Source organism: Pantoea sp. WEP (assembly GCF_041678305.1).
In the GTDB taxonomy this organism is placed as follows: Bacteria; Pseudomonadota; Gammaproteobacteria; order Enterobacterales; family Enterobacteriaceae; genus Pantoea; species Pantoea dispersa.
On the sequence record NZ_JBGNXB010000001.1, the window covers coordinates 2,735,103 to 2,759,704 of the forward strand.

Below are 24,602 nucleotides of genomic sequence, written 5' to 3' on the forward strand. Positions count from 1 at the left end.
TGATTTCCGCGTTTGAGAAAAGTTGGCATAATTTTTTCATATGATGAGCCGTACATCAGGCCACCAGGCTTGACGGGTAATAAGGAAAAAAATGATGAAGTCGTTGATTAAAGTCTCCGTGGCCGCGCTGGCGCTGGCCTTCTCGCTTTCCTCCACTGCAGCAGAGAAAAAACTGGTGGTCGCTACCGACACCGCCTTCGTTCCGTTTGAATTTAAACAGGGCGACAAGTACGTCGGCTTTGATATCGACCTGTGGGACGCTATCGCTAAACAGCTGAAGCTGGATTACACCCTGAAGCCGATGGATTTCAGCGGCATCATTCCGGCGCTGCAGACCAAAAACGTTGACCTGGCGCTGGCCGGCATCACCATTACCGAAGAACGTAAAAAAGCCATCGAATTCTCTGACGGCTACTACAAAAGCGGCCTGCTGGTGATGGTGCGTAACAACGAAAACGACATCAAGGGCATCGACGATCTGAACGGTAAAGTGGTGGCAGTGAAAAGCGGCACCGGTTCGGTGGATTACGCCAAAGCGCATATCAAAACCAAAGACCTGCGCCAGTTCCCGAACATCGATAACGCGTACATGGAGTTAGGCACTAACCGTGCTGACGCCGTGCTGCACGACACGCCAAACATCCTGTACTTCATCCACACCGCTGGCAAAGGCCGTTTCAAAGCCGTCGGTGACTCCATCGAAGCGCAGCAGTATGGCATCGCTTTCCCGAAAGGCAGCGACGACCTGCGTGAGAAAGTGAATGGCGCGCTGAAAACCCTGCACGACAACGGTACCTACAACACTATCTATAAAAAATGGTTCGGCAGCGAACCTAAATAATTCAGGCCTGACGCCTTTTTATCAGCAGGGAGCTTTGTTCTCCCTGCTTTTTACATTTCCACTGCAACAGATTCTGGAGTCACACCATGGAGTTTGACTGGAGCGTCATCTGGCCCGCCTTACCGATCCTGATCGAAGGCGCCAAAATGACCCTGCTTATCTCGATCCTCGGCCTGATTGGCGGCCTGGTTATCGGCCTCGTAGCCGGTTTCGCCCGCGCCTACGGCGGCTGGATCACCAACAACATCGCGTTAGTGTTCATTGAACTGATTCGCGGCACGCCGATCGTGGTGCAGGTGATGTTCATCTACTTCGCCCTGCCGATGGCCTTCCCGGACCTGCGCATCGACCCGTTCACCGCCGCCGTCGTGACCATCATGATCAACTCCGGTGCCTACATTGCGGAGATTACCCGCGGTGCGGTGCTGTCGATCAACAAAGGTTTCCGTGAAGCCGGCCTGGCGCTTGGCCTGTCGCGCCGCGAAACGCTGCGCTACGTAATCATGCCGCTGGCGCTGCGCCGCATGCTGCCGCCGCTGGGTAACCAGTGGATCGTCAGCATCAAAGACACCTCGCTGTTCATCGTGATTGGCGTGGCGGAACTGACCCGTCAGGGCCAGGAGATCATCGCCGGTAACTTCCGCGCGCTGGAGATCTGGAGCGCCGTTGCCATCATTTACCTGGTTATTACGCTGGTGTTGAGCTTTGTGCTGCGCCGTATTGAGAAAAGGGTGAAAATCCTGTGATTGAATTTAAAAACGTCTCGAAAAACTTCGGCCAGACTCAGGTACTGCACGACATCAACCTGAAAATTAATCAGGGTGAAGTGGTGGTGATCATCGGGCCGTCCGGCTCCGGTAAATCTACCCTGCTGCGCTGCATCAACAAGCTGGAAGAGATCAGCAGCGGCGAACTGATTGTCGATGGCATGAAGGTTAACGATCCGAAAGTGGATGAACGCCTGATCCGTCAGGAAGCCGGTATGGTGTTCCAGCAGTTCCATCTGTTCCCGCAGATGAGCGCGCTGGACAACGTGGCTTTTGGTCCGATCCGCGTGCGCGGGGCGAAGAAAGACGCCGCACACAAACTGGCACGTGAGCTGCTGGGCAAGGTCGGCCTCGCCGAGCGCGCCCACCACTTCCCTTCTGAGCTGTCCGGCGGCCAGCAGCAGCGCGTGGCGATTGCTCGTGCGCTGGCGGTGAAGCCGAAGATGATGCTGTTCGATGAGCCTACCTCGGCACTCGATCCCGAGCTGCGTCACGAAGTGCTGAAAGTGATGCAGGATCTGGCGGAAGAAGGCATGACCATGGTGATCGTGACCCATGAAGTGGGCTTCGCACAGAAAGTGGCGTCGCGCCTGATCTTTATCGACAAAGGTACCATCGCGGAAGATGGCAATCCGGACGATCTGATCACTAACCCGCCGAGCGACCGTCTGCGTGAGTTCCTGCAGCACGTCTCTTAATACGGCGTAAAAACAACAAAGCCGCTGCGGATCCCCGTAGCGGCTTTTTTTTACCTGAGCAGCGCTTAGCGTGCCAGCCGCTGCGCGCGCGTGGCGGGCGGTAAAAATGTCCAGGCGATAAAGCGGCTCTGCTTCTGGCCCTGCGCCATGTCGACGATGCGTACCTGATAAGCGTCGTGCGCCTTCAGCCGGTCGCGCAGTTCAGGCAGATGCTCTTTGCGCGACACCAGTGAGGTAAACCAGACGATGCGATCGCCTAATGCGACGCTTTCATCGATCATCCGGCCGATAAACGCACGCTCACCGCCGTCGCACCACAGCTCGTTATGCTGACCGCCGAAGTTAAGCGGCGCCTGCCTGCTCAGGCCGAGATTGCGCACTTTACGCTGGCTGCCGGCCGCCGCATCGGCCGCCGAGGCGTGGAACGGCGGATTACACAGTACCGCGTGATAACGTTCATTCTTGTGCACCACGCCAGCAAAAATCGCGCTCTCCTGCTTCTGACGGCGCAGGCGAATGGCGCGCTGCAGGCCGGGGTTGCTGGCCACAATCTGACTGGCGGCGTTAACGGCGTCCGCGCTGATGTCGGTGCCGGTAAAGCGCCAGCCATACTCCGCGTGACCGATCAGCGGATAGATGCAGTTGGCACCGCAGCCAATATCCATCACGTCGAGATCGCGCGGCAGCACGCCACCGTTATCGCTGGCCAGCAGATCCGCCAGCGCATGGATATAGTCAGCGCGGCCCGGTACTGGCGGCGTCAGATAGCCTTCCGGCAGCTGCCAGTTCAGGTTATAAAACAGTTTCAGCAGCGCCTGGTTCAGCAGCAGCACCGCGTGCGGATCGGCGAAATCAACCGACAGCTCACCGTAACCGTTGGGGCGCACTTTGTCCGCCAGCGGCGGATGCGCGGCAGTCAGGGCAGCAAAATCATAACGGCCCTGATGGCGGTTACGCGGATGAAAGAGCGCGGTAGCGGCAGGCTTGTTCATAGATTCTCCGGACATTAATGCGCGCGTAAGATACGCTGGATGACGGCAGCGCACAATCCGCCAGGAAAATTTAGTGCAACGAATTTAAATCTATTCTCCCTAAAACTGCATCCGCAATACTGCGTCCAGCCGCCCGCGCCGCCGGAACACGCAGTATCCAGGACGAATCAGGAGCGCAAATGCGTCAACGTTACACTTATCAGCCACGCAGTGGACACGGTCTGCCTCACGATCCGCTCAATGCCATCGTCGGCCCGCGCCCGATTGGCTGGGTCAGCTCGCAAAGCGCCAGCGGCCAGCGCAATCTGGCGCCCTATAGTTTCTTTAACTGTTTTAACTACCATCCGCCAATCATTGGTTTTGCCAGCAGCGGCTGGAAAGACAGCGTGCAGAATATCAGTGAAACCGGCGAGTTTGTCTGGAACCTGGCGACGCGTCCGCTGGCAGAAGCCATGAATGAGAGTTCCGCCTCGGTACCGCCCGATCACGACGAGTTTGCCCTCGCCGGCCTGACGCCGCTGGCCGCTTCCCACGTTAACGTCAGCATGGTGGCAGAAAGCCCGGTCAACTTTGAGTGTCGCCTGACGCAGCTGATTCGCCTGCAGGATGCACAGGGAGGCGAGCTGGAGAGCTGGCTGGTACTGGGCGAAGCGGTGGCGATTCATATCGATGAAGCGCTGCTGGAGAACGGCATCTACCAGACCGCCAAAGCGCAGCCGATTCTGCGCGCCGGCGGTCCTTCCGCCTATTACGCGATCAGCGAAGATCAGCGTTTTGATCTGGTGCGCCCGGACGCGCGCCGCGGTTAAATCAGGACACTGGCGGCGCGTCACCTCGCGCCGCTAGCAGGCCAGCGTCTGTAACACCTTCACCGCCCGGGCTATCTCCGGTGCCAGCCAGCGATCCTCCTGCCAGGTGGCAACCTCAGCACGCAGCGCGCGTAGCGCCCGGCCCGTGCCGCGGGCCAGCTGCGCCTCACCGTGAAAATCCAGCGCCTGCGCCGCCAGCAGGTACTCAATCGCCAGCACCTGCCAGAGGTTATTCAGCAGTCTGAGCAGCTTGAGCGCCGCGCCGGTACCGAGGCTGAGGTGATCCTCCTGCAGTCCCGAGGTGACGTAATTGTCCAGCACCGCCGGCTGCGCCAGCTGACGATTCTCCGCGCACAGGGAAGCCGCCACGTATTGCGCGATCATCATGCCGGAGTTGACGCCCGGCTGCGCCACCAGAAACGGCGGCAGCCCGCTGACCAGCGGATTGACCAGCCGGTCCAGCCGGCGCTCGGCTATGCTGCCAATCTCCGCCATGGCAATTGCCAGCAGATCGGCCGCCATGGCGACCGATTCACCGTGCGGATTGGCCTGCGACACCACGCGCCAGTTGTCCGGCGTGCCCAGTACCAGCGGATTATCGGTGCAGGCATTCAGTTCGATCTCAACCTGACGCGCCGCGTGGGCGAACTGATCGCGGCTGGCACCGTGCACCTGCGGCATCGAACGCAGGCTGAGCGCATCCTGGGTGCGTATGCCGCAGCTCGCTGCCAGCAGCGGGCTGTCGCTCAGCAGCGCACGCAGACGCTGGCCGCTGTGCTGCATGCCGGGACTGGCTTTCAGCGCAATCACCTCGGCATCAAACGCCGCCAGCTGACCGCGCAGCGCTTCGAAGCTCATCGCGCCGGTGACATCCGCGCAATCCAGCAGCCGCGCCGCATCGTCCAGCGCCAGACAGCTCAGCCCGGTCATGCACGGCGTACCGTTGACCAGGCTCAGGCCCTCTTTGGCACCGGGGCGATACGGCTGCAAGCCAGCCAGCCGCAGCGCCTGCTCCGCCGGCATCACCTGTTGCTGGTACTCAACGTCGCCCACGCCAATCAGCGCCAGCCCGATATGCGCCATGTGGGTGAGATAACCGACTGAACCCTGCGACGGCACCTGCGGCGTGATCTGCTGATTGAGCAGCGCCAGCAGATGCTGCACCAGCGCCACCGAAACGCCGGATTTGCCGTGGCTGTAGTTGGCGATGGCCGCACACAGAATGGCGCGCGTCTGCTCGCGCGTCAGCAGCGGACCGACGCCGCAGGCGTGGCTCAGCAACGTATTGCGTGACAGCTGGCTGAGCTGGTCTTCTGGCAGGGTGATGTTACATAGCGCCCCCAGCCCGGTGTTGATGCCATAGGCAATCTGACCGCTGGCAACGATCTGTTCGACGATCTCGCGACCGCGCGCAATGCGCTGCCAGGCGGCGGCGCTCAGCGTCAGTTCGGCGTTATGTCGCGCTACCTGTACCAGCGCCTGCCAGGTCAGCGGCGCATCGCCCCAGACGACGGTCATACTGGCTGCTCCGCGTGATGGCTCTGATGGCTGGAGATAAACTGCTTAAAGCGCGATGAACCGCTGGCGCCAAACATCGCTTCCGGCGTGCCCTCGCAATCAATGTTGCCCTGATGCATAAACACCACGCGATTAGAGACGTTGCGCGCGAAGCCCATCTCGTGCGTCACCACCAGCATGGTGCGCCCCTCTTCCGCCAGGCTGCGCATCACCTTGAGCACCTCGCCGACCAGTTCCGGGTCGAGCGCCGAGGTTGGCTCATCAAACAGCATCACTTCCGGATCCATCGCCAGCGCACGGGCAATTGCCACACGCTGCTGCTGGCCGCCGGAGAGCTGCGCCGGATAAAAATCCTTGCGGTTAAGCAGCCCGACGCGATCCAGCAACTGCTCTGCCTGGGCGATACAACTCTTTTTGTCGCGCTTCAGCACATAGTGCGGACCTTCAATCACGTTCTGCAGCACCGTCATGTGCGACCACAGATTGAAGCTTTGAAACACCATGCCCAGCCGCGAGCGCAGGCGCTCAATCTGCTTAGGATTCGCCGCCAGCTGATGGCCGCGCGCGTGGCGCTTCATTTCAATGGTTTCGCCGCCGACGCTCACCACGCCGGCATCCGGCGTTTCCAGCAGATTGATGCAGCGCAGCAAGGTACTTTTGCCCGAGCCGCTGGCACCGAGAATTGAAATAACATCGCCCTGATGCGCCTGCAGCGAGATGCCCTTGAGCACCTCCATAGCGCCAAAGGATTTATGGATATCAGTGGCGGACAAGGTGACTGGTGAAGTGGAATGCATATTAGTCTCCGGCAAGCGGTTTAACGGCGGGCAGCGGCTTTTTTTCAGCGCGGTGCACCGGGGTCAGACGGCGCTCTAACAGCGCGTACAGCTGGACGATAATAAAGTTGAGAATCAGGTAGATCGCCGCAGCGCAGACAAACACCTCCATGGTGCGATAGGTACGCTGGATGATCTGCTGCGCCACGCCGGTGACATCCCACACCGTGACCAGGCTGGCGAGCGCGGTGGATTTCACCAGCAGAATCGCCTCGGTGGAGTACGCCGGCAGCGCATAGCGCAGCATGATCGGCGCGATGATGCGGCGCAGCAGCAGCCAGCGTGACATGCCGCAGGCCAGCCCGGCTTCGACCTGACCTGCCGGCACCGCCAGCAGCGCACCGCGCAGGATCTCAGCGGTGTAAGCGGCGGTACACAGCGACAGCGCCAGCACCGCGCAGATAAACGGCTCGCGCAGAAACGGCCAGACGAAGCTGTGGCGAATCACGCCAAACTGGCCGAGCCCGTAGTAGATGAGAAACAGCTGAATCAGCAGCGGCGAGCCGCGAAACACCAGAATATAGCCGCGGGCAAAACCGCTCAGCAGCCGCCAGCGGCTCATGCGCAGCGCCAGAATGCCCAGCGCCAGCAGCCCGCCGCAGACAAAGGCGCTGATAAACAGCCCGAGCGTCACCGGCAGCGCCGCGCTCAGCTTAAGAAAAGTGTCGGCAAGAAAAGCGAAGTCGATCATGCTGCTGCTCCTTAGTGCTGTGCCGCAGTGCGACTTTGCCATGCGCGGCCCAGGCGCGATTCCGCGCGGCGAAACGCATGGTTCGACAGCAGTGTCAGCAGCAGATAGCAGCCACCGCCAATCAGATAAAAGGTGAAGTAATCGCGCGTTGAACCGGCCGCCACCTGGCTGGCGCGCATCAGCTCGACGATGCCGGTCACTGACACCAGCGCCGAATCTTTCAGGCTCATCTGCCAGACGTTGGACATCCCCGGCAGCGCGTAGCGCACAATCTGCGGGACGAGAATGCGCTGGGCGATACGCCAGCGCGGCATCCCGATGGCTACCGCCGCTTCGACTTCGCCCTTGGCCAGCGCCAGGCGCGCAGCGCGATACACTTCACCCTGATAGGATCCGGAGATGAGCCCGATAGCCAGCGCGCCAATCAGGAACGGCGGTGCCTCAATAAAGCCGTCAGCACCAAACAGCTGGCCGACCAGCGTGATCAATCCCGATCCACCGAAGTAGAACAGGTAGATCACCAGCAGTTCCGGGATGCCGCGAAACACCACCGAATAGCTTTCACCCAGCCAGCGCAGCCAGCGCTGGTGCGAGAGTTTCGCCGCCGCCACGCCGGAACCGACCACGGCGCCAATCATCAGCGCCGCCAGCGACAGCAGCAGCGTGGTACCGGCGGCGCTCAGAATCAGGCGACCCCAGCCATCTGCACCAAAACTCAGCAGGCTCATCATCTTTCACCTCACTTACGGCGTTACGTCAGTTTTAAACCACTTCTCGCTCAGCTTTTTCACCGTGCCGTCCGCCAGCGCAGCGTGAATGGCGGCATCGAGTTTGGCCTTCAGGTCGTTATCAGCCATGCGCACGCCCATCGCTTCGCCTTCCCCCCAGATCGGACCGCCCAGCTGCGGGCCGCTGAATGTCAGGTTGCTGTTCTCTTTTCGCGCCAGCATCGACTGCGCGAAGGTCACGTCATCAAACACCGCATCGATGCGGCCCGCCTGCAGATCGAGAATCGCATCCGCCGAAGCGGTGTATTCGCGCACGTCGGCCACATCTTTGAAGTATTTATCGATAAACGGCGTATACACGGTGCCGGAGGCAATGCCGATGGTTTTGCCCTTGAGCGCCGCCTTCAGCGGGGCGATGGCCGCATTGATGGCAGCCTCGTCGTCGTGCAGTTTGATGATGTTCTTATCGGCCGGCAGCAGCGGGTTATCTTTGCTGGTGATGAAGGTCGCCGGCGTTGACGCGTACGGCGTGGTGAAGTTGACCACTTTTTTCCGGTCCGGCGTAATCACAATCGCATCCATGATGACGTCATATTTCCCGGCGTTCAGTCCGGCAATCATCCCGTCCCAGTTCTGCACCACCAGCTTGCACTGAATGCTCATGCGCTTGCAGAGATCTTCCATCAGTTCAGGTTCGAAGCCGCCCAGCTTGCCGCCCGGCAGCGTCAGGTTCCACGGCTCATAGCTGCCTTCAGTGGCGATGGTGATGGATTTCCACTCTTTAGCCTCGGCAGACACGCCGGCCAGCATCAGGCTGGCAAACAGCGTGGTAAGGCAAAAACGGCGAAACGGGGCACGGTGTGTCATACGTCTTCTCCTGGTGGTTAACAAATCTGGCTGTCTCTGTTGGCTGATACAGCGCAAATGACATTTCATGTATATACAAGTTAGCCTGCGGCAGATCATTGTCGGCATAAGCTTTTTGTGAGCCAGCCAGAATAAATAGTCATCATTGCCGCGCGGTCTTTACTTGTACATACAAGCTAGCAAGGGCTGTGCCAGATCGGCAAAGATGGTAAACGGAGGGGATCGGCGTCAGGCGGACCGCGTCGTGCACCCTTTCAGGGCGGGGGTTGCACAGCATTGGGGAGTGAGGCAGCGGATGTCCATCCGCCACATGAGAAACGGGGTCACCATGATGGCGACCCGCATCAATTAAACGGCTTTCCCCGCCTGCAGAAACGCCTGCAGCAGCGGCTTCAGCACGTGCTGCAACCGCGTGGCGCGATCCTGCTGCCAGGCAAACGGCGGCACCTCATCCATGTAATTCAGCTGCGCCAGCTCCAGCTGCACCGCCTGCACGCCCTGCGCTGGCTGGCCGTAAGCGCGCGTGATGTAGCCGCCTTTAAAGCGTCCGTTCACCACCCAGCTGTAGTCGCTTTGCGCGGCGCACACCTGCTCAATCGCCGCGATGCTGGCCGCCGAACAGCTGGCGCCATCGTTGGTGCCGATATTCAGATCCGGCAGCTGGCCATCGAACAGGCGCGGAATCACCGAAGCGATGGAGTGCGCATCAAACAGCAGCGCATAGCCATGTTCGGCTTTCAGCCGCGCCAGCTCCTGCTGAATCTGCTGATGATAGGGTTGCCAGATAGTCTCGAGATAGCGCTGGCGCGCCGCGCTGTCCGGCGTCATGCCGGGTTTAAAGGTCGGCGTGCCATCAAACAGCGTCTCCGGATAGAGCCCGGTGGTGGCCGTGCTGTACAGCGGCTGGTTGTCCGGCGGACGGTTGAGATCGATTACGAAGCGCGAGTAGTGACAGATCAGCACACTGGCACCGAGGTCGCGCACAAAATCGTACAGCAGCGGAATATGCCAGTCGGTATCCGGCAGGCCGCGCGCGGCCTCGCTCAGCCCGGCGTCAACTTCCGGCGTCAGTTGGGTACCGGCATGCGGAATACTGACCAGCAGCGGCAGCTTACCGGCGGTGAAATGAAAAGGGGTCATTGCGCTTCTCCACGATAGATAACCTGGCACGGCAGTTCGCCGCCCAGCCAGTAAACCAGCTCAGCCGGGCGAGCCAGCGGCCAGTGGACAAAATTGGCTACTTTGCCTGGCTCCAGCGAGCCGTGCGTGGCCTGCAGGCCTAGCGCCTTCGCGCCCCACAGCGTGACGCCGGCCAGCGCTTCCTCCGGCGTCAGGCCAAACAGCGTACAGCCCATGTTCAGCATCAGCCGCAGCGACAGCGCCGGTGACGTGCCCGGATTGGCATCGCTGGCCAGCGCCATCGGCACGCCGTGCTGGCGGAACAGTTCGACCGGCGGACGCTGCGTCTCGCGCAGCAGATAGAACGCTCCGGGCAGCAGTACCGCCACCGTGCCATGCTCCGCCATCGCGCGGGCATCCTGTTCGGTGGCATATTCGAGGTGATCGGCAGAGAGCGCACCATAGCGCGCCGCCAGTGCGGCACCGCCGAGTGCCGACAGCTGTTCAGCGTGCAGCTTCACCGGCAGGCCGAGCGCTTTGGCGGCATCAAATACCGCGCTCACCTGCTGCGGTGACAGCGCCAGGTGTTCGCAAAACGCGTCGACCGCATCCGCCAGCCCCTCCGCTTTCACCCGCGGCAACAGGCGCTGACAGATAATATCAATCCAGCCCTGCGGGTTATCCCTGAACTCTGGCGGGAAGCCGTGCGCCGCCAGGCAGGTGGCCTGCACATCGGCAGGCACCGACTGCGCTAGCTCGCGGATAGCGCGCAGCAGAGTGAGTTCGCTCTCTTCGTCCAGCCCGTAGCCGGATTTAATTTCCACCGTGGTAACGCCTTCGGCCAGCAGGCGATCGAGCCGCCAGCGCGCCGACGCCACCAGCTGCTGCTGACTGGCCGCGCGCGTGGCGCGCACCGTCGACAGGATGCCGCCGCCCTGCGCGGCGATCTCCGCGTAGCTCACGCCGTTGAGCCGCTGTTCGAACTCCTGGCTGCGATCGCCGCCAAACACCAGATGCGTGTGGCAATCCACCAGACCGGGCGTAATGATGCCGCCGTCAAACTGCTGCTGCCGGCGCGGGGCAAAGTCCGGTAACGCACTGCGCGGGCCGACCCACACCAGCTCGCCGTTATCCACCGCCACGGCGCCATCCTCAATCAGGTTATAGCGACCGTCACGCATGGTGACCACATCGGCCCCCAGCCACAGGCTGTCGATCTGTTTACTTGCCATCCCACTCCCCTTTTGTCTGGCGATTTACACTGCGCCTCAAAGTATGTATATGTATATACAACTTTCCGCCATTGAGGATCAACCATGGCAGTTTATTTTGCCCCACGCGCACGCCTGGCCGACGGCTGGCAGGAAAACGTGCTGATCGCAACCGACGATCAGGGATCTATTCGCGCCCTTACCGCCGACAGTACGCCCGGTGACGCCGTGCGCCTGGCCGGACCGGTGATTCCGGCGATGGCCAACCTGCATTCCCATGCCTTCCAGCGCGCCATGGCCGGGCTGGCGGAAGTGGCAGGCGATCCACAGGACAGCTTCTGGACGTGGCGCGATCTGATGTACCGCATGGTGCAGCGCCTGTCGCCTGAGCAGGTCGGTGCCATCGCCACCCATCTCTACATTGATATGCTCAAGGGCGGCTACAGCCAGGTGGCAGAATTTCACTATCTGCATCACGATCCGCACGGCCAGCCGTATGCCGATGATGCGATGCTGCATCAGCTGATGCAGGCCGCGCACACTGCCGGTATCGGCCAGACGCTGCTGCCGGTGCTGTACAGTTACAGCGGCTTCGGTGCGCAACCGGCCAGCGACGGTCAGCGACGCTTCATTCAGCACACCGATGCCTATCTGCAACAGCAGCAGCGCGTCGCGCAGTGGAGCGCGCAGCAGCCGCTGATCAACCACGGCCTGTGTTTCCACTCGCTGCGCGCGGTGAGCGAAGCCCAGATGCATGAGGTGCTGGCCGCCAGCGCTGCGCATCTGCCGGTGCACATTCACGTTGCCGAGCAGGAAAAAGAGGTTAATGACAGTCTGGCATGGAGCGGCGAACGGCCGGTGGCGTGGTTGTATAACCGCTTTGCCGTTGATGCGCGCTGGTGCCTGATTCACGCCACCCATCTCGATCAGCAGGAGATGGCGCGCATGGCGGACAGCGGTGCGATTGCCGGACTATGTCCCACCACCGAAGCCAATCTCGGCGACGGCATCTTCCCGGCGGTGGAGTACATCGGGCGCGGCGGGCGCTGGGGCATTGGCTCCGACAGCCACGTTTCGCTCAGTGCGCTCGAGGAGCTGCGCTGGCTGGAGTATGGCCAGCGGCTGCGCGATCGTCGCCGCAACCGCATCACGCTAACCGATCAACCCTCGGTCGGCGATCTGCTGTGGCAGCAGGCGGCGCAGGGCGGCGCGCAGGCCTGTGGCATTGCCAGCGGTGAGCTGGCGGTGGGCAAACGCGCCGACTGGCTGGTGCTGGAGGAGGATGCGCTGCTGGCCAGCGTCAGCTCCGCCGCGCTGCTCAATCGCTGGCTGTTTGCCGGCAGCAGCCAGCAGATTCGTGACGTGTTTGTTGCCGGACAGCCGGTGATTCAGCAAGGCCATCACGCGGCGGAAGAAGCGGCCGCCGCTGGCTTTGCCCGGGCGATGCGGGCGCTGCAATGAACGCGCGCTTTGACTACGCGCAGCTGCCGGTCAGCCGCTGGCGCAACGGCGGCGGGGAAACGCGCGAAATTATCAGCTATCCGCCGGGCGCAGCAGAGTTCCAGTGGCGCGCCAGCATCGCCACCATCGACGCCAACGGGCCGTTCTCGCCCTTCCCCGGCGTCGATCGGGTGATCACTTTACTGCACGGCGATAGCGTGCTGCTGCGCTGTGAACAGGCCGAACAGACGTTGCTGCCCCATCAGCCGTGGGCCTTTCCCGGCGAATGGGCGATAGAGGCGCAGGTCAGCGGCAGCTGTCAGGACTTCAACATCATGACGCGGCGCGACGCCTGGCGCGCGGCGGTAAGCGTGGAGCAGCAGACGGTCAGCAGCCTGCATGGCGTGGCGTATGTGCTGGCCGGTACATGGCACAGCAGTGCGGGCGAGACGCTGCAGGCGCAGCAGGGAATGTGGTGGCTGCAGGAGCAGCAGCAGCTGGTGCCGCAAACGGCAGAGGCCAGCCTGCTGTTTATCGCGCTTAGCCGTGTCCCCTGAAGCGGCCCAGCAATTTGTAGCGTGAGCCTGGATAGAGCAGGCGCGCATAGGTGACGATTTTGTTGTCGCTCCACGTCTGGCGGCGGATAAGCAGGCACGGCTCGTGCTCGTCCAGCGCCAGATGCTTACGCTGGCGCAAATCCGGCAGTACCGCTTCAACGATATGCTCACCAGCAGTCAGCGGGGCGACGCGCATCAGATAGGTATACGGTGTCAGGCTGTGGTAATCCTGGCTGAGGTAGTCAGGCGCGACCAGCGGATTGACCAGACGATCTTCCAGTTGCACCGGCAGCTCATTTTCGTAGTGCACGATCAGCGAATGATACAGCGTCTGGCCGGTGGAGAGTCCCAGCACCGCCGCCTGTTCCGGATCGGCCTTCATCTGACCTATTGAGAGAATTTTGCAGCTGTGCGTATGGCCGCGCTGGGCAATTTCATCGGCGATGTTATGCACTTCCAGCATTGCGGTGTAGCCCTTCATCTCCGCGACAAAGGTCCCGACGCCCTGCATGCGCACCAGAAACCCTTCGCTGGTGAGTTCGCGCAGCGCACGGTTGATGGTCATGCGGCTGACGCCCAGTTCATTGACCAGCTCGCTCTCCGACGGCACCCGCTGGTTGGCTTTCCAGTGACCTTCCCGGATCTGGCTGACGATTGCCTGCTTAACGCGCTGGTAAATGGGCGCGGGTTCATCCCCCATCGCTGCCGCCAGCTGTGCGATTGCCGTTTGCTCCGCCATTTCCTGTTCCTTTTCCGAATGATGTGTGAAGTTTACTGTCTCGCCGCCTAAATGTATATACATCCAATGGTGCATAGCCTGCTTGCGTGGTGCAGTTGCCGCCCGCTTTTGGTGCACCGCACCAGGCTGGAGGTTGCCGCGCCCGCATTGCGGCACGTTTCACAGAATACGATCAATCTGGCACAGCGCTTGCTACTTGTATAGACAAGATTAGACACTTATGCTTCACTCACAACACTTATAGCGCCCCTGGCGGATGCCATCGCAACTTACGCTCCGCCACAACGTGGCAGATCACTTGTATAGACAGGAGTAGACTATGTCAGGTTCGGTTCAGGCAATTCGCCTCGTTCCCGGTGAAGTGGACCTCGCCACCTTACGCCGCATTTATCAGGATAAGGTGACCCTGCAGCTGGCAGAGGAAGCGCGGGCGGATATTGACCGCGCACGTGAAACCGTCGAGGCCATCGTCGCCTCCGGCAAGGTGGTGTACGGCATCAACACCGGCTTCGGCAAGCTGGCGCAAACGCAGATCCCCGCCGAACGCCTGGCGGAACTGCAGCGCAACCTGGTGCTGTCACACAGCGTCGGCCTCGGCGATCTGCTGCCGGACAACGTCACCCGCCTGGTGGTCGCCAGCAAAATCATCAGCCTGGCACGCGGTCACTCGGGCATCCGCATGGAACTGATTGACGCGCTGCTGGCGCTGTTCAACGCCGGCGTGATGCCGTGCATCCCGGCGAAGGGATCGGTTGGCGCGTCCGGCGATCTGGCGCCGCTGGCGCATCTCTCCCTGATGCTGCTCGGTGAAGGCCAGGTGCGCATTGACGGCCAGCTGGTACCCGCCAGCGAAGGCCTGGCCCGCGTCGGCCTGCAGCCGATTGTGCTGGGGCCAAAAGAGGGTCTGGCGTTGCTCAACGGCACCCAGGTCTCTACCGCGCTGGCGCTGCGTGGTCTGTTTGAAGCCGAAAATCTGTTTGCCGCCGGGCTTATGGCCGGCGCGCTGTCGCTGGAAGCGATTAAAGGCTCGGTTAAACCGTTTGATGCGCGCATCCATCAGGCGCGTGGCCAGCACGGGCAGATTGCCGTCGCCGCTGCGGTGGCGACACTGCTCGAAGGCAGCGAAATTCTCAGTTCGCACAGCAACTGCGGACGCGTGCAGGATCCCTATTCGATCCGCTGCGTACCGCAGGTGATGGGCGCCTGTCTCGATAACCTCAGCCACGCCGCGCGCGTGCTGCAGATTGAAGCTAACGCCGCTTCTGACAACCCGCTGGTCTTCAGCGACAGCGGCGACGTGATCTCCGGCGGTAACTTCCACGCCGAGCCGGTGGCCTTTGCCGCCGACATCATCGCGCTGGCGATTGCCGAAGTCGGTGCCATCTCCGAACGCCGCCTGGCGCTGCTGCTCGACACCGGTCTCTCCGGCCTGCCGCCCTTCCTGGTGCGCGACGGCGGCGTGAACTCGGGCTTCATGATTGCGCAGGTTACCGCTGCCGCGCTGGCCTCGGAGAACAAATCGCTGGCGCACCCGGGCAGCGTCGACAGCCTGCCGACCTCAGCCAATCAGGAAGATCACGTATCGATGGCCACCTACGCGGCACGCCGCCTGGGCGAGATGTGCTTCAACACCGCTGCCGTGGTCGGCATTGAAGCGATGGCGGCGGCGCAGGGCATCGACTTCCACCGCCCGCTGCAAAGCTCTGCCGCGATCGAACAGGAGATGAGCCGCATTCGTGCGCAGGTCGCCTTCCTCGATCAGGACCGTTTACTGGCGCCGGACATTGATGCCATGCGCCTGTGGGCCAGCAGTTACGTCTGGCCTGAAACCCTTACTGCGCTGCTGCCAAGCCAGCGTTCTACTGCTAATTAAGGAACCGATGATGAGCGAAACTTTGACTCAGGCTGTTGCCCGTGAAATCCGTGCGCCGCGCGGTAATGAACTGCACTGCGCCAACTGGCTGATTGAAGCGGCATACCGCATGATTCAGAACAACCTCGATCCTGACGTGGCCGAACGCCCGGAGGATCTGGTGGTGTATGGCGGAATCGGCAAAGCCGCGCGCAACTGGGCGTGCTTTGAACAGATTCTGCGCTCGCTGCGCGCGCTGCAGCCGGAAGAGACGCTGCTGATTCAGTCCGGCAAGCCGGTCGGTGTGTTCCGCACCCATGCCGATGCGCCGCGCGTACTGCTGGCCAACTCCAACCTGGTGCCGCACTGGGCGACGTGGGATCACTTCCACGAACTGGATAAGGCCGGGCTGATGATGTATGGCCAGATGACCGCCGGTTCATGGATCTATATCGGCGCGCAGGGCATCGTGCAGGGTACCTTTGAAACCTTCGCCGAAGCCGGTCGCCAGCACTACAACAGTGACCTGACGGGCCGCTGGATCCTCACCGCCGGTCTGGGCGGCATGGGCGGCGCGCAGCCGCTGGCGGGCGTGCTGGCCGGTGCCTGCGTGCTGGCGATTGAGTGCCAGGAGTCGCGCATCGATTTCCGTCTGCGCACCCGCTACCTCGACCATAAAGCCTACAGCCTGGATGAGGCGCTGGCGCTGATCAAAGACGCCACCGAAGCCGGCCAGGCGATCTCCGTGGGGCTGCTGGGCAACGCGGCCGAGCTGGTCCCGGAACTGGTGCAGCGCGCGAAAGCGGGCGGCATGAAGCCTGACATCGTGACCGATCAGACCTCCGCGCACGACCCGATCAACGGCTATCTGCCGGTGGGCTGGGACGTGGCGCGCTGGGAAGCCGAGCGCGTCAGCAATCCGAAAGCAGTAGAGAAAGCGGCACGCGCCTCCATGGCGCAGCACGTGCAGGCGATGCTCGACTTCCACCACATGGGTGTGCCGACCGTGGATTACGGCAACAACATTCGTCAGGTGGCGCTGGATGAAGGGGTGAAAAACGCCTTTGATTTCCCGGGCTTCGTGCCGGCGTATATTCGTCCGCTGTTCTGCGAAGGCAAAGGCCCGTTCCGCTGGGTGGCGCTCTCGGGCGATGCGGAAGATATCTATAAAACCGACGCCAAACTGAAAGAGCTGTTCCCGGATCACAAAAACCTGCACCGCTGGCTGGATATGGCGCAGGAGCGCATCGCCTTCCAGGGCCTGCCGGCGCGTATTTGCTGGCTGGGGCTGGGCGAGCGTCATAAAGCGGCGCTGGCATTCAATGAGATGGTGCGCAACGGCGAGCTGAAAGCGCCGATCGTGATTGGTCGTGACCACCTCGACTGCGGCTCGGTGGCGTCACCTAACCGTGAAACCGAGGCGATGAAGGATGGCTCGGATGCGGTGTCAGACTGGCCGCTGCTGAACGCGCTGCTGAACACCGCCGGCGGAGCCACCTGGGTGAGCCTGCACCACGGCGGCGGCGTCGGTATGGGCTTCTCGCAGCATTCCGGGGTGGTGATCGTCTGTGACGGTACGGCTGAAGCGGATGCGCGCCTTGGTCGCGTACTGTGGAACGACCCGGCCACCGGCGTGATGCGTCATGCCGATGCGGGCTACGAGCTGGCGCAGACCTGCGCAGAGCAGCACGGTCTCAATTTGCCGATGCTGAAGTAGTTTCAGGTGCGCATCAATGCGCACCCTACGGGAAGTTACCATGGCTGGGCCATGCCGCAATGTGGGTCTGTTAAGCCTTAACACTGTTCCCAAAAGTTGCACTGTTCAAGGTCGGCATTGATGCCGACCGCGTGCAGCACCAGCACGACGGTATCCCATCGCGCTCTGTCGGGTCGGCATTGATGCCGACAGCTTGCTGCGCCAGCATGGCGGTATCCCATCGCGCCCTGTAGGGTCGGCATTGATGCCGACCGCGTGCTGCGCCAGCATGGCGGTATCCCATCGCGCCCTGTAGGGTCGGCATTGATGCCGACCGCGTGCAGCGCCAGCATGGCGGTATCCCATCACGCGCTGTCGGGTCGGCATTGATGCCGACCGCGTGCAGCGCCAGCACAACGGTATCCTATCGCGCTCTGTAGGGTCGGCATTGATGCCGACCTTGCCCCTGCCTCTTATTCCAATCCGCTATAGCCTATAGCCAAATTATTCCTTTCCACGATAGACGCCCCCCACGCTTACCACTACAGTGGACACTTAACTTCCCGCGTCGGAGATTGCGCAGCTGACGCTGCTGATGGAGCCTTACCTTATGAGCCTGCCTGCTGTCCTGCTGGAAAACGCCCTCACCTGGCGTCGTCAGTTACATCAACACCCTGAACTGGGTTACCAGGAGCAGCAGACCAGCGAGCTGGTGGCCCAGGTGCTGACCGATGCCGGACTGCAGGTGTTTCGCGGCCTCGCCGGCACTGGCGTGATCGGCACGCTGGAAAACGGTCCCGGTCCGGTCATCGGGCTGCGCGCCGATATGGATGCCCTGCCGATCACCGAAAAAGGCGAGCCGCAGTGGAAATCGAGCCGGCCTGGCGTGATGCACGCCTGCGGTCACGATGGCCACACCGCGATACTGCTGGCCGCAGCCTGTCAGCTGGCCGCCACGCGTAATTTCAAAGGTACGGTACACTTCCTGTTTCAGCCGGCCGAAGAGAATCTCGGTGGTGCGCGCAAAATGGTGGAGGAAGGTCTATTTCAGCGCTTCCCGATGGATGCCGTGTACGCGATGCACAACTGGCCGGGATTGCCGGTGGGATCGCTGGCGGTAAATCCGGGCGCGATGATGGCATCGCTGGATTCGTTTGAGATTACGCTGCACGGCAAAAGCTGCCATGCGGCGATGCCGGAAAGCGGTGCCGACCCGATGGTGGTCGCCGCCGAGCTGATTCTGGCGCTGCAAACCATCCCGTCGCGCCGCCTGTCACCGCTGGCGTCGGCGGTGGTCAGCGTCACCCAGATTCACGGTGGCGAGGCCATTAACGTCATTCCGGAGCAGATCACGCTGCGCGGTACGGTGCGATGTCTGCAGACCGACGTGCGCAATCGCGTGCGCGGTCTGATTGAAGATTTTGTCACCACCCTGCCGCGCCCGTTTGGCGTCAGCGGCGAGATTCACTGGTATCCTGGCTATCCGGTTACCGCCAACCATGTCGCCCCGGCGGAGCAGGTGCGTGACGTGGCGTGCCAGCTGCTGGGTGAACAGCAGGTGCACTGGCAGGTTAATCCGTCGATGGCGTCTGAAGATTTCGCCTGCATGCTGGAAGCCTGTCCCGGCGCCTATTTCTGGCTCGGCGCTGACGGTGCCACGCCTTCAGCCCCGCTGCACAATGCGAACTATGATTTCAACGATGCGCTGCTGCCGATTGGTATTACGTTCTGGCAGCAGCTGGTGGAGAGCGTACTGATTAAACGCTGATGGCGCTGCTCAGCAAGCTCCTTCAGCTGCGCAGGCGTGCACCCCCTGCGCAACCGCTGCGGTGACCGCCGTCACCGCCCAGGTTTTTCGTGCATGGCCAGCCGGGCAGCCCGGTTAAATTCCCGTCTGCTGTAACCGCGTTTCGGCATCGGCCATCGTTGCGGCTTCGCCGGTCGCCACCAGACAGCACGCCAGCTGCAGGCGCAGCGCCTGCGGCACCGCGCGTTCACCGGCCAGCACCTGACGGATCCACGCTGCGGTATCCTGGGCGCCTTTGCTCTCTGCTAACGCCAGCGCGACCTCCGGCTGCCGCTCAACCCACACTTCCGCTTCTGCGCCGGCACCGCGAATATAATTAATCGCCGGGCAGCGCTGCGGATTGGCATAGACCTCACCTTCAGTGCCGTTCAGCAGAATTGCTGGTGCATCGATATCCTGGAAGAATTTCCCCACGCGCGGCACATATTCCGGATGCGACACGCTCGCCAGCCGCAGCGCGGCGCGTTCGGCAAACGGCGTCGCCAGCTTGGCCAGCGTGTGCGCGCTGTTACGCACGCCCATGCGCCAGCGCAGCGCCAGCTGTTTAGCCATTGGCGCACATAAATCATTGATGGTGATGAATGCCAGCTCGCCAGCGTCGAGTTTCGCCTGCGCCTGCTGTGCACTGGTCACCGGCGCAATATCCAGCGCCGCCAGCACCGCTTCGCTGGTTACGCGGGTTGGGTCGTCGCTGACGCCGTGCAGCAACACCGGAAAACCGAGCTTCACCAGCAGCAGCGCCAGCAGCGGCGTCAGGTTGCCCTGGCGACGCGCGCCGTTATAGCTGGGGATCACAATGGGCATCGGACGCTGTGCCGGGGCCTGCAGCCGCATCATGCGCTGCTGCATCGCGTGGTAGAAGCCGCGCATCTCTGCTTCCCCTTCCCCTTTGATGCGCAGCGCAATCAGCACGCCACCCAGTTCGAGATCCGGCACCTCGTCCGCCAGCATCGCGCTGTAAAGCGCCACGGCAGTGTCAAAGTCGATATCGCGTGCGTGATTCTTGCCACGGCCAATCTCTTTAATGATCTTATTCAGTTCCATCACACTTTCCCGCTTCCAGGGCGCGCCGTCACCCGGCGGCCAACAATCGTGCATCCGGCTGTTGCCGCATACTCAGGATTTCTTGCTGCGCTTCGCCGGTTTGTCCGCTTCCGGCACCGGTGGTTGTTCAATCGGAAACACCGGTAGCGCGGCCAGCAGGCGGCTGCCGTAGGTTTTGCTCAACAGCCGGCGATCGTAAATGACGATTTCACCAAAACACTGATGGCTGCGGATCAAACGCCCGACCTGCTGGATCAGCGTAAACGATGCGCTGGGTAAACTTTGTACTTCAAACGGGTAGCGTTTGAGGCTCTTCAGCCACTCCCCTTCGGTCAAAATTACCGGACTGTCTACCGGCGGAAAAGCAATTTTATGGATGTGCACCTGCGACAGCAGATCGCCTTTCAAATCGAGCCCTTCGGCAAAGGATTGCAGGCCAACCAGAATGCTGCTTTGTCCGGCGGTCACCCGTTGCCGGTGAAGCTCCACCAGCCGTGAACGCGGCTGATCGCCCTGCACCAGCATCGACAGACGCAGCTCCGGCACCAGGCTGACAAACTGCTGCATTGCCCGTCCGCTGGCAAACAGCACCAGCACGCCTTTGTGCTGCTGCGCCTGCATTTGCTGGCGGAAGAAGCGCGCCATCTCAGCGATGTGCTCCGCTTCATTGGCCAGCAGCGGCTCATAGCGCATTTGCGGAATGATCAGCTTGCCCTGATCGACATGATTAAACGGCGAGTCGAGTGCCACAAAGCGGTCGCCGGCCTTTTGGTTCAGGCCGGACATCTCCTGCAGGCGATTAAAGCTGTTCAGCGAACGCAGCGTAGCCGAGGTCACCACCACGTGCGGGATTTTGCGCCACAGCAGCTTTTCCAGCTGGTCGCTGACGCGAATCCCGGCGCAGTGAAACAGCAGATGCGCCTGGCCGTCACGAATTTCACGCGTCACCCATTTCGACACCGGCGCGTTGGACGCTTTTTCCATCGCCGCCAGCCGCCACAGTTTGCTGATGGATTCAAACCAGCCGAAGTGGCGATTGAGCTGCAGGATGGCTTTGTGCAGCCGCATGATATCGGCCTTGCCGGTCTGTTCGCCCAGCTCGTTGAGCAGCCCTTCGCTCAGGCCACGCAGCGCATCACTCAGCTTAAACAGCCGCGCGCACAGGGTCAGCAGTTCTGGCGGCAGCTCACCGAGCACAAAGCGAAACTCGCCTGGCTGATTGTCGCGCGGCAGCAGAGGATTGAGCGCGTTGCACAGCGTCTGCAGCTGCTCGCGCATCTCATCACAGTGCCCTTTCAGACGCTCGGGATTGCTCAGCGGCGGCGGGGATTTCGGCCGGAACTGCGCCATGATGGTCTCCACCAGCCGCACAAACAGATCGAGCTGCAGGCTGCTCCAGCCCGGCGTGATCTCCGCGCTCATCTCCAGCGCATCACGCGCCACTTCCGGCAGATGGTGCCCTTCATCCAGCACCAGCATCAGGTGTTTGGCCGGCGGCAGCACCGACTCGTTCTCCATCGCCGCCATCACCAGCGCATGGTTCGCCACCACCACATCGGCCTGCTCGATTTCGCGTCGCGCCACAAAGAACGGGCATTCGCGATACCAGCGGCAGTGGTGTGCCAGGCAGTTCGCTTTATCAGTGGAGAGGCGCTGCCACAGGCTGTCGTCAATCGCCACGTCGCTGTGATCGCGCAGGCCATCCCACTTATAGCTGCTGAGGTCTTTCTCCAGCCGCGCGCAGAATTTCTGCTCCTCTTTCGAACCGGTCACCGCCTGTTCGTCGAGATACAGCAACAGATCACCCTGCTGATCGTCCGTGGCTGCCAGCGCGGTCAGGTTGCGCGGACAGACATAGCGCCCGCGACCAAAAGCCGCGGTGAAAGTGAGGTCAGGAATAATTTTCTTTAATAGCGGCAGATCTTTGCTGAAGATCTGATCCTGCAGCGCCACGTTGGCGGTGCTGATGACTAAACGTTTCTCTTCGGCGCGGCTGACCGCAATGCCGGGAATCAGGTAGGACAGGGTTTTGCCGACGCCGGTGGGCGCCTCAATGGCCAGATGGCGACCCTCGTCACCGGCCAGACTCTTCGCCACTTCGGCGATCATCTGGCGCTGCGGCGCGCGCGGGATAAAGTCAGGAACCTGCTGCTGCAGCGCCTTATACCATTGCGCAATCTGGCTTTTTATCGCTGCTGTCAGGGCCATAGTGAATACTGTTGGTTAAACCGGCCTGTATTTTTACACAGTATTGCCGCAGCGTCAGCTTTCGCGCTCAGTTTTTCGCGCTGGATTCAGAATTTCGCGCATCGCGCGGATCAGCGGCTCGCGCGCGCGGCCGCGCCGGAAGGCGAACGAAAACGGCGCGCGAAAGTGAAAATGGTGGGGCAGCAGGCGCAGCAACTGGCCCTGCTGCTCGCGGCTGCGCGCGTAATGCTCGGGCAAAAAGCCAATATAGCGCCCGGAGAGAATCAGCGTCAGCTGCGCTTCAATGCTCTCCACCGAGGCGGTGCTATGGCGGAAACCGCGCTTGTTCAGCTCCTGCTGGTTCCAGTAGCGCCGCGTTACCATGCCGGTCTGCTGCACGCGACGCACATCCGCATCGCCCTGCGCCAGCGCATGTTGCGGACTGCAGTACAGCCACTGCTGCTCCTCGTACAGCGGCAGCGTCACCAGATTGCTGGCGCGCAGCGGAAAGTGTCCGATGGCCAGGTCGAGCCGATCTTCCAGCACCTGCTGCTGCAGTTCGTTGGGCTCGCACACGCTGAGGGTGAGAAACACCGCCGGAAAGCGCTGATTAAAACGGGCGATAACCGCCGGCAGATCCAGCGTGCTGTCGGTGACGGTGGCGTCGACCACGCCGAGCGCAAATGTGCCGCCCTGCGCGCTTTTCAGCGTCTCCACCTGCGACTGCCAGCCGCTCAGGGTCGCCAGCATTTCCCGGGTATAGGCGTAGAACTGTTCGCCTTTGCTGGTCAGCGCAAAGCCCGCGCGCCCGCGCTGGCACAGAATAAAGCCCAGCTGGCTTTCCAGTTCACTCATGTAGGCGCTGATGGCCGGCGTGGTCATGTTCAGCGCCTGCTGCGCACGCGAATAGCCCTGGTTTTCCACCACGCTGGCAAACACCTGCAGCAGTTTCAGATTGGGTAAGGTTGGCACCGCACTTCCTTCAGGGATTGCTGACAATAGTTAACGAATCGCTGAAGTGATTATCGACTGACAGGGATTTTTTCTGCAAGCCGCTTTGGCGATGATGCAGCCATTCCCTGAAAAAGAGAGCTTTCGCTATGTCGCAACAAAATTTGCTGTTCCCGGCGCGCGTGCTGCGTGGTGCGGGTGTGATTAACCAGCTGGGGGCCATCTGCGCCGGGCTGGGCCAGCGCGCACTGCTGATTGGCGGCCAGCGCGCGATGCAGGCGGTGACGACGCAGGTAAAGACGCAGCTCGACGCCGCTGGCGTCACGCTGCTGGCACCGGTGTGGTTTGGTGGCGAAACCTCGCTTAACCATATCGAACGGCTGGCGGCGTTAGCGGTTGAACAACAGGCAGAAGTGCTGATCGGTGCGGGCGGCGGCAAGGCGCTGGACACGGTTAAAGCGGTGGGCGCGCAGCTCGGGCTGCCGGTGATAACCGTCCCGACAATTGCCGCCACCTGCGCTGCGGTGACCCCGCTGACCATTCGCTACGACGATAACGGCAACTTCTTTGATATTTTCCCGCTGCCGCAGGCGCCGGCGGCAGTGCTCATCGACAGTGAGTTGCTGGCAGCCGCCCCAGCCCGCTGGCTGGCCGCGGGCCTCGGCGATACGCTGGCTAAATGGTATGAGTTCCGCGCGGTAAGCACGCGCCATCCGACACGCACCGGCAATGCGCTGTCATCGCTGGCGCACAGCCAGATCTGCTATGAGGTGATCGCGGAGCACGGTCCGGCGGCTTACGCAGCGGTGCTGCGCGGTGAGAGCGGCACCTCGCTCGATCAGGTGCTGGACGCGATTTTTACCTGGGCCGGTCTGACCTCGCTGATGAGCAATGGCGCCCACGCCGCCGCTGCGCATGCCATTTACGAAGGCTTTACTTTCTGCGACAAAACGCGCGAGTTTGGTCACGGCCTGCTGGTGGGTTATGGCAATTTGTGCCTGCTGGCGCTGGAGGATCGCAGCGACGAAGAGCTGGTGGATGAGATGCGCCTGGCGCGTGACTGCGGCGTACCGTTGACGCTGGCCGAGATTGCCGCGCTGGATGAGAGCGAGCTGGCGTTGATTATACGCGAATCTGTCCACGCGCCGGATATGGCGAACATGGCCGAACCGGTCAACGAAGCGCGGTTGCGGGCGGCGATGGCGCGGATTGAAGGGCTGGCGGAACGGGTTTGATTGTGGTCGCAATGGAT

22 protein-coding genes are annotated in these 24,602 nt (G+C 61.6%); 10 read left to right on the forward strand and 12 right to left on the reverse strand.

Annotation, left to right across the window (positions count from 1 at the left end; genetic code table 11):
• Positions 1-94 precede the first annotated feature (94 nt).
• The 3 genes from glnH (at position 95) to glnQ (ending at position 2,306) form a co-directional block, all read left to right on the forward strand.
• Positions 95-841 (forward strand): glutamine ABC transporter substrate-binding protein GlnH, encoded by a 747-nt coding sequence (glnH, locus tag ABVR31_RS12715; protein WP_222986696.1) that lies wholly within the window; start codon positions 95-97, stop codon positions 839-841.
• 86 nt (positions 842-927) lie between these two features.
• Positions 928-1,587 carry a glutamine ABC transporter permease GlnP gene (glnP, locus tag ABVR31_RS12720; RefSeq protein ID WP_021508423.1) on the forward strand — a complete coding sequence of 220 codons (660 nt, stop codon included), beginning with the start codon at positions 928-930 and terminating at the stop codon, positions 1,585-1,587.
• A complete protein-coding gene (glnQ, locus tag ABVR31_RS12725; RefSeq protein WP_021508424.1) occupies positions 1,584-2,306 on the forward strand; it encodes a glutamine ABC transporter ATP-binding protein GlnQ in 723 nt (240 codons plus the stop codon). Before glnP ends, glnQ begins: the two co-directional genes overlap by 4 nt.
• 65 nt (positions 2,307-2,371) lie before the next feature.
• Here glnQ and rlmF read toward each other — a convergent pair whose 3' ends face one another.
• Positions 2,372-3,298, reverse strand: a complete 927-nt coding sequence (rlmF, locus tag ABVR31_RS12730; protein WP_127833848.1) for a 23S rRNA (adenine(1618)-N(6))-methyltransferase RlmF — start codon at positions 3,296-3,298, stop codon at positions 2,372-2,374.
• A gap of 179 nt (positions 3,299-3,477) precedes the next feature.
• On the opposite strand from rlmF, the gene ABVR31_RS12735 reads away from it, so the two are divergent.
• Positions 3,478-4,107: a flavin reductase family protein gene (locus tag ABVR31_RS12735; RefSeq protein WP_021508426.1), complete on the forward strand. Its 630-nt coding sequence runs from the start codon at positions 3,478-3,480 to the stop codon at positions 4,105-4,107.
• Positions 4,108-4,140: 33 nt separating this feature from the next.
• Here the strand turns inward: ABVR31_RS12735 and hutH (ABVR31_RS12740) are convergent, their stop codons facing one another.
• The 7 genes from hutH (ABVR31_RS12740) to hutI all read right to left on the reverse strand — a co-directional run bounded on the left by hutH (ABVR31_RS12740) (position 4,141) and on the right by hutI (position 11,098).
• Entirely contained in the window at positions 4,141-5,625 is a 1,485-nt protein-coding gene (hutH, locus tag ABVR31_RS12740) for a histidine ammonia-lyase (RefSeq protein ID WP_288422746.1), read from the reverse strand.
• Complete coding sequence (locus tag ABVR31_RS12745; protein ID WP_021508428.1) at positions 5,622-6,422, reverse strand: ABC transporter ATP-binding protein; 801 nt, start codon at positions 6,420-6,422, stop codon at positions 5,622-5,624. Before ABVR31_RS12745 ends, hutH (ABVR31_RS12740) begins: the two co-directional genes overlap by 4 nt.
• Position 6,423: 1 nt before the next feature.
• Positions 6,424-7,152 (reverse strand): ABC transporter permease, encoded by a 729-nt coding sequence (locus tag ABVR31_RS12750; RefSeq protein ID WP_215480147.1) that lies wholly within the window; start codon positions 7,150-7,152, stop codon positions 6,424-6,426.
• A gap of 11 nt (positions 7,153-7,163) precedes the next feature.
• Positions 7,164-7,883: an ABC transporter permease gene (locus ABVR31_RS12755; protein WP_031279871.1), complete on the reverse strand. Its 720-nt coding sequence runs from the start codon at positions 7,881-7,883 to the stop codon at positions 7,164-7,166.
• A 12-nt stretch (positions 7,884-7,895) separates the two neighbouring features.
• Complete coding sequence (locus tag ABVR31_RS12760; RefSeq protein WP_021508431.1) at positions 7,896-8,747, reverse strand: transporter substrate-binding domain-containing protein; 852 nt, start codon at positions 8,745-8,747, stop codon at positions 7,896-7,898.
• Between the two features lie 348 nt (positions 8,748-9,095).
• Positions 9,096-9,887 carry an N-formylglutamate deformylase gene (hutG, locus tag ABVR31_RS12765; protein WP_372773058.1) on the reverse strand — a complete coding sequence of 264 codons (792 nt, stop codon included), beginning with the start codon at positions 9,885-9,887 and terminating at the stop codon, positions 9,096-9,098.
• Positions 9,884-11,098 (reverse strand): imidazolonepropionase, encoded by a 1,215-nt coding sequence (gene hutI, locus ABVR31_RS12770; protein WP_104092738.1) that lies wholly within the window; start codon positions 11,096-11,098, stop codon positions 9,884-9,886. The genes hutG and hutI overlap by 4 nt, the downstream gene beginning before the upstream one ends.
• Before the next feature lie 84 nt (positions 11,099-11,182).
• Here hutI and ABVR31_RS12775 point away from each other — a divergent pair, with 84 nt between their 5' ends.
• Entirely contained in the window at positions 11,183-12,538 is a 1,356-nt protein-coding gene (locus ABVR31_RS12775) for a formimidoylglutamate deiminase (RefSeq protein ID WP_372773060.1), read from the forward strand.
• Positions 12,535-13,074 (forward strand): HutD family protein, encoded by a 540-nt coding sequence (locus ABVR31_RS12780; protein ID WP_372773062.1) that lies wholly within the window; start codon positions 12,535-12,537, stop codon positions 13,072-13,074. The genes ABVR31_RS12775 and ABVR31_RS12780 overlap by 4 nt, the downstream gene beginning before the upstream one ends.
• Here the strand turns inward: ABVR31_RS12780 and hutC are convergent.
• Complete coding sequence (gene hutC, locus ABVR31_RS12785; protein ID WP_021508436.1) at positions 13,058-13,813, reverse strand: histidine utilization repressor; 756 nt, start codon at positions 13,811-13,813, stop codon at positions 13,058-13,060. The two genes, ABVR31_RS12780 and hutC, sit on opposite strands and share 17 nt — an antisense overlap.
• 319 nt (positions 13,814-14,132) lie before the next feature.
• On the opposite strand from hutC, the gene hutH (ABVR31_RS12790) reads away from it, so the two are divergent.
• The 3 genes from hutH (ABVR31_RS12790) to ABVR31_RS12800 all read left to right on the forward strand — a co-directional run bounded on the left by hutH (ABVR31_RS12790) (position 14,133) and on the right by ABVR31_RS12800 (position 19,129).
• Complete coding sequence (hutH, locus tag ABVR31_RS12790) at positions 14,133-15,686, forward strand: histidine ammonia-lyase (protein WP_104187040.1); 1,554 nt, start codon at positions 14,133-14,135, stop codon at positions 15,684-15,686.
• 10 nt (positions 15,687-15,696) lie between these two features.
• Positions 15,697-17,382 carry a urocanate hydratase gene (gene hutU / locus ABVR31_RS12795; RefSeq protein WP_125308529.1) on the forward strand — a complete coding sequence of 562 codons (1,686 nt, stop codon included), beginning with the start codon at positions 15,697-15,699 and terminating at the stop codon, positions 17,380-17,382.
• Between the two features lie 589 nt (positions 17,383-17,971).
• Positions 17,972-19,129 carry a M20 aminoacylase family protein gene (locus ABVR31_RS12800; protein ID WP_021508439.1) on the forward strand — a complete coding sequence of 386 codons (1,158 nt, stop codon included), beginning with the start codon at positions 17,972-17,974 and terminating at the stop codon, positions 19,127-19,129.
• A gap of 114 nt (positions 19,130-19,243) precedes the next feature.
• On the opposite strand, the gene ybiB is transcribed toward ABVR31_RS12800, so the two are convergent.
• From ybiB to ABVR31_RS12815, 3 genes are all read right to left on the reverse strand, one after another.
• The gene (gene ybiB, locus ABVR31_RS12805; protein WP_372773065.1) at positions 19,244-20,212 is read right to left on the reverse strand and encodes a DNA-binding protein YbiB; all 969 of its coding nucleotides are present in this window, start codon (positions 20,210-20,212) and stop codon (positions 19,244-19,246) included.
• Positions 20,213-20,284: 72 nt separating this feature from the next.
• Positions 20,285-22,420 carry an ATP-dependent DNA helicase DinG gene (gene dinG / locus ABVR31_RS12810; protein ID WP_058757814.1) on the reverse strand — a complete coding sequence of 712 codons (2,136 nt, stop codon included), beginning with the start codon at positions 22,418-22,420 and terminating at the stop codon, positions 20,285-20,287.
• 54 nt (positions 22,421-22,474) lie between these two features.
• Positions 22,475-23,371, reverse strand: a complete 897-nt coding sequence (locus tag ABVR31_RS12815; RefSeq protein WP_058780844.1) for a LysR family transcriptional regulator — start codon at positions 23,369-23,371, stop codon at positions 22,475-22,477.
• Between the two features lie 128 nt (positions 23,372-23,499).
• Between ABVR31_RS12815 and ABVR31_RS12820 the strand changes: the two genes are divergently transcribed.
• Positions 23,500-24,585 carry an iron-containing alcohol dehydrogenase family protein gene (locus ABVR31_RS12820; RefSeq protein WP_141496517.1) on the forward strand — a complete coding sequence of 362 codons (1,086 nt, stop codon included), beginning with the start codon at positions 23,500-23,502 and terminating at the stop codon, positions 24,583-24,585.
• The last annotated feature ends 17 nt before the right edge of the window (positions 24,586-24,602 follow it).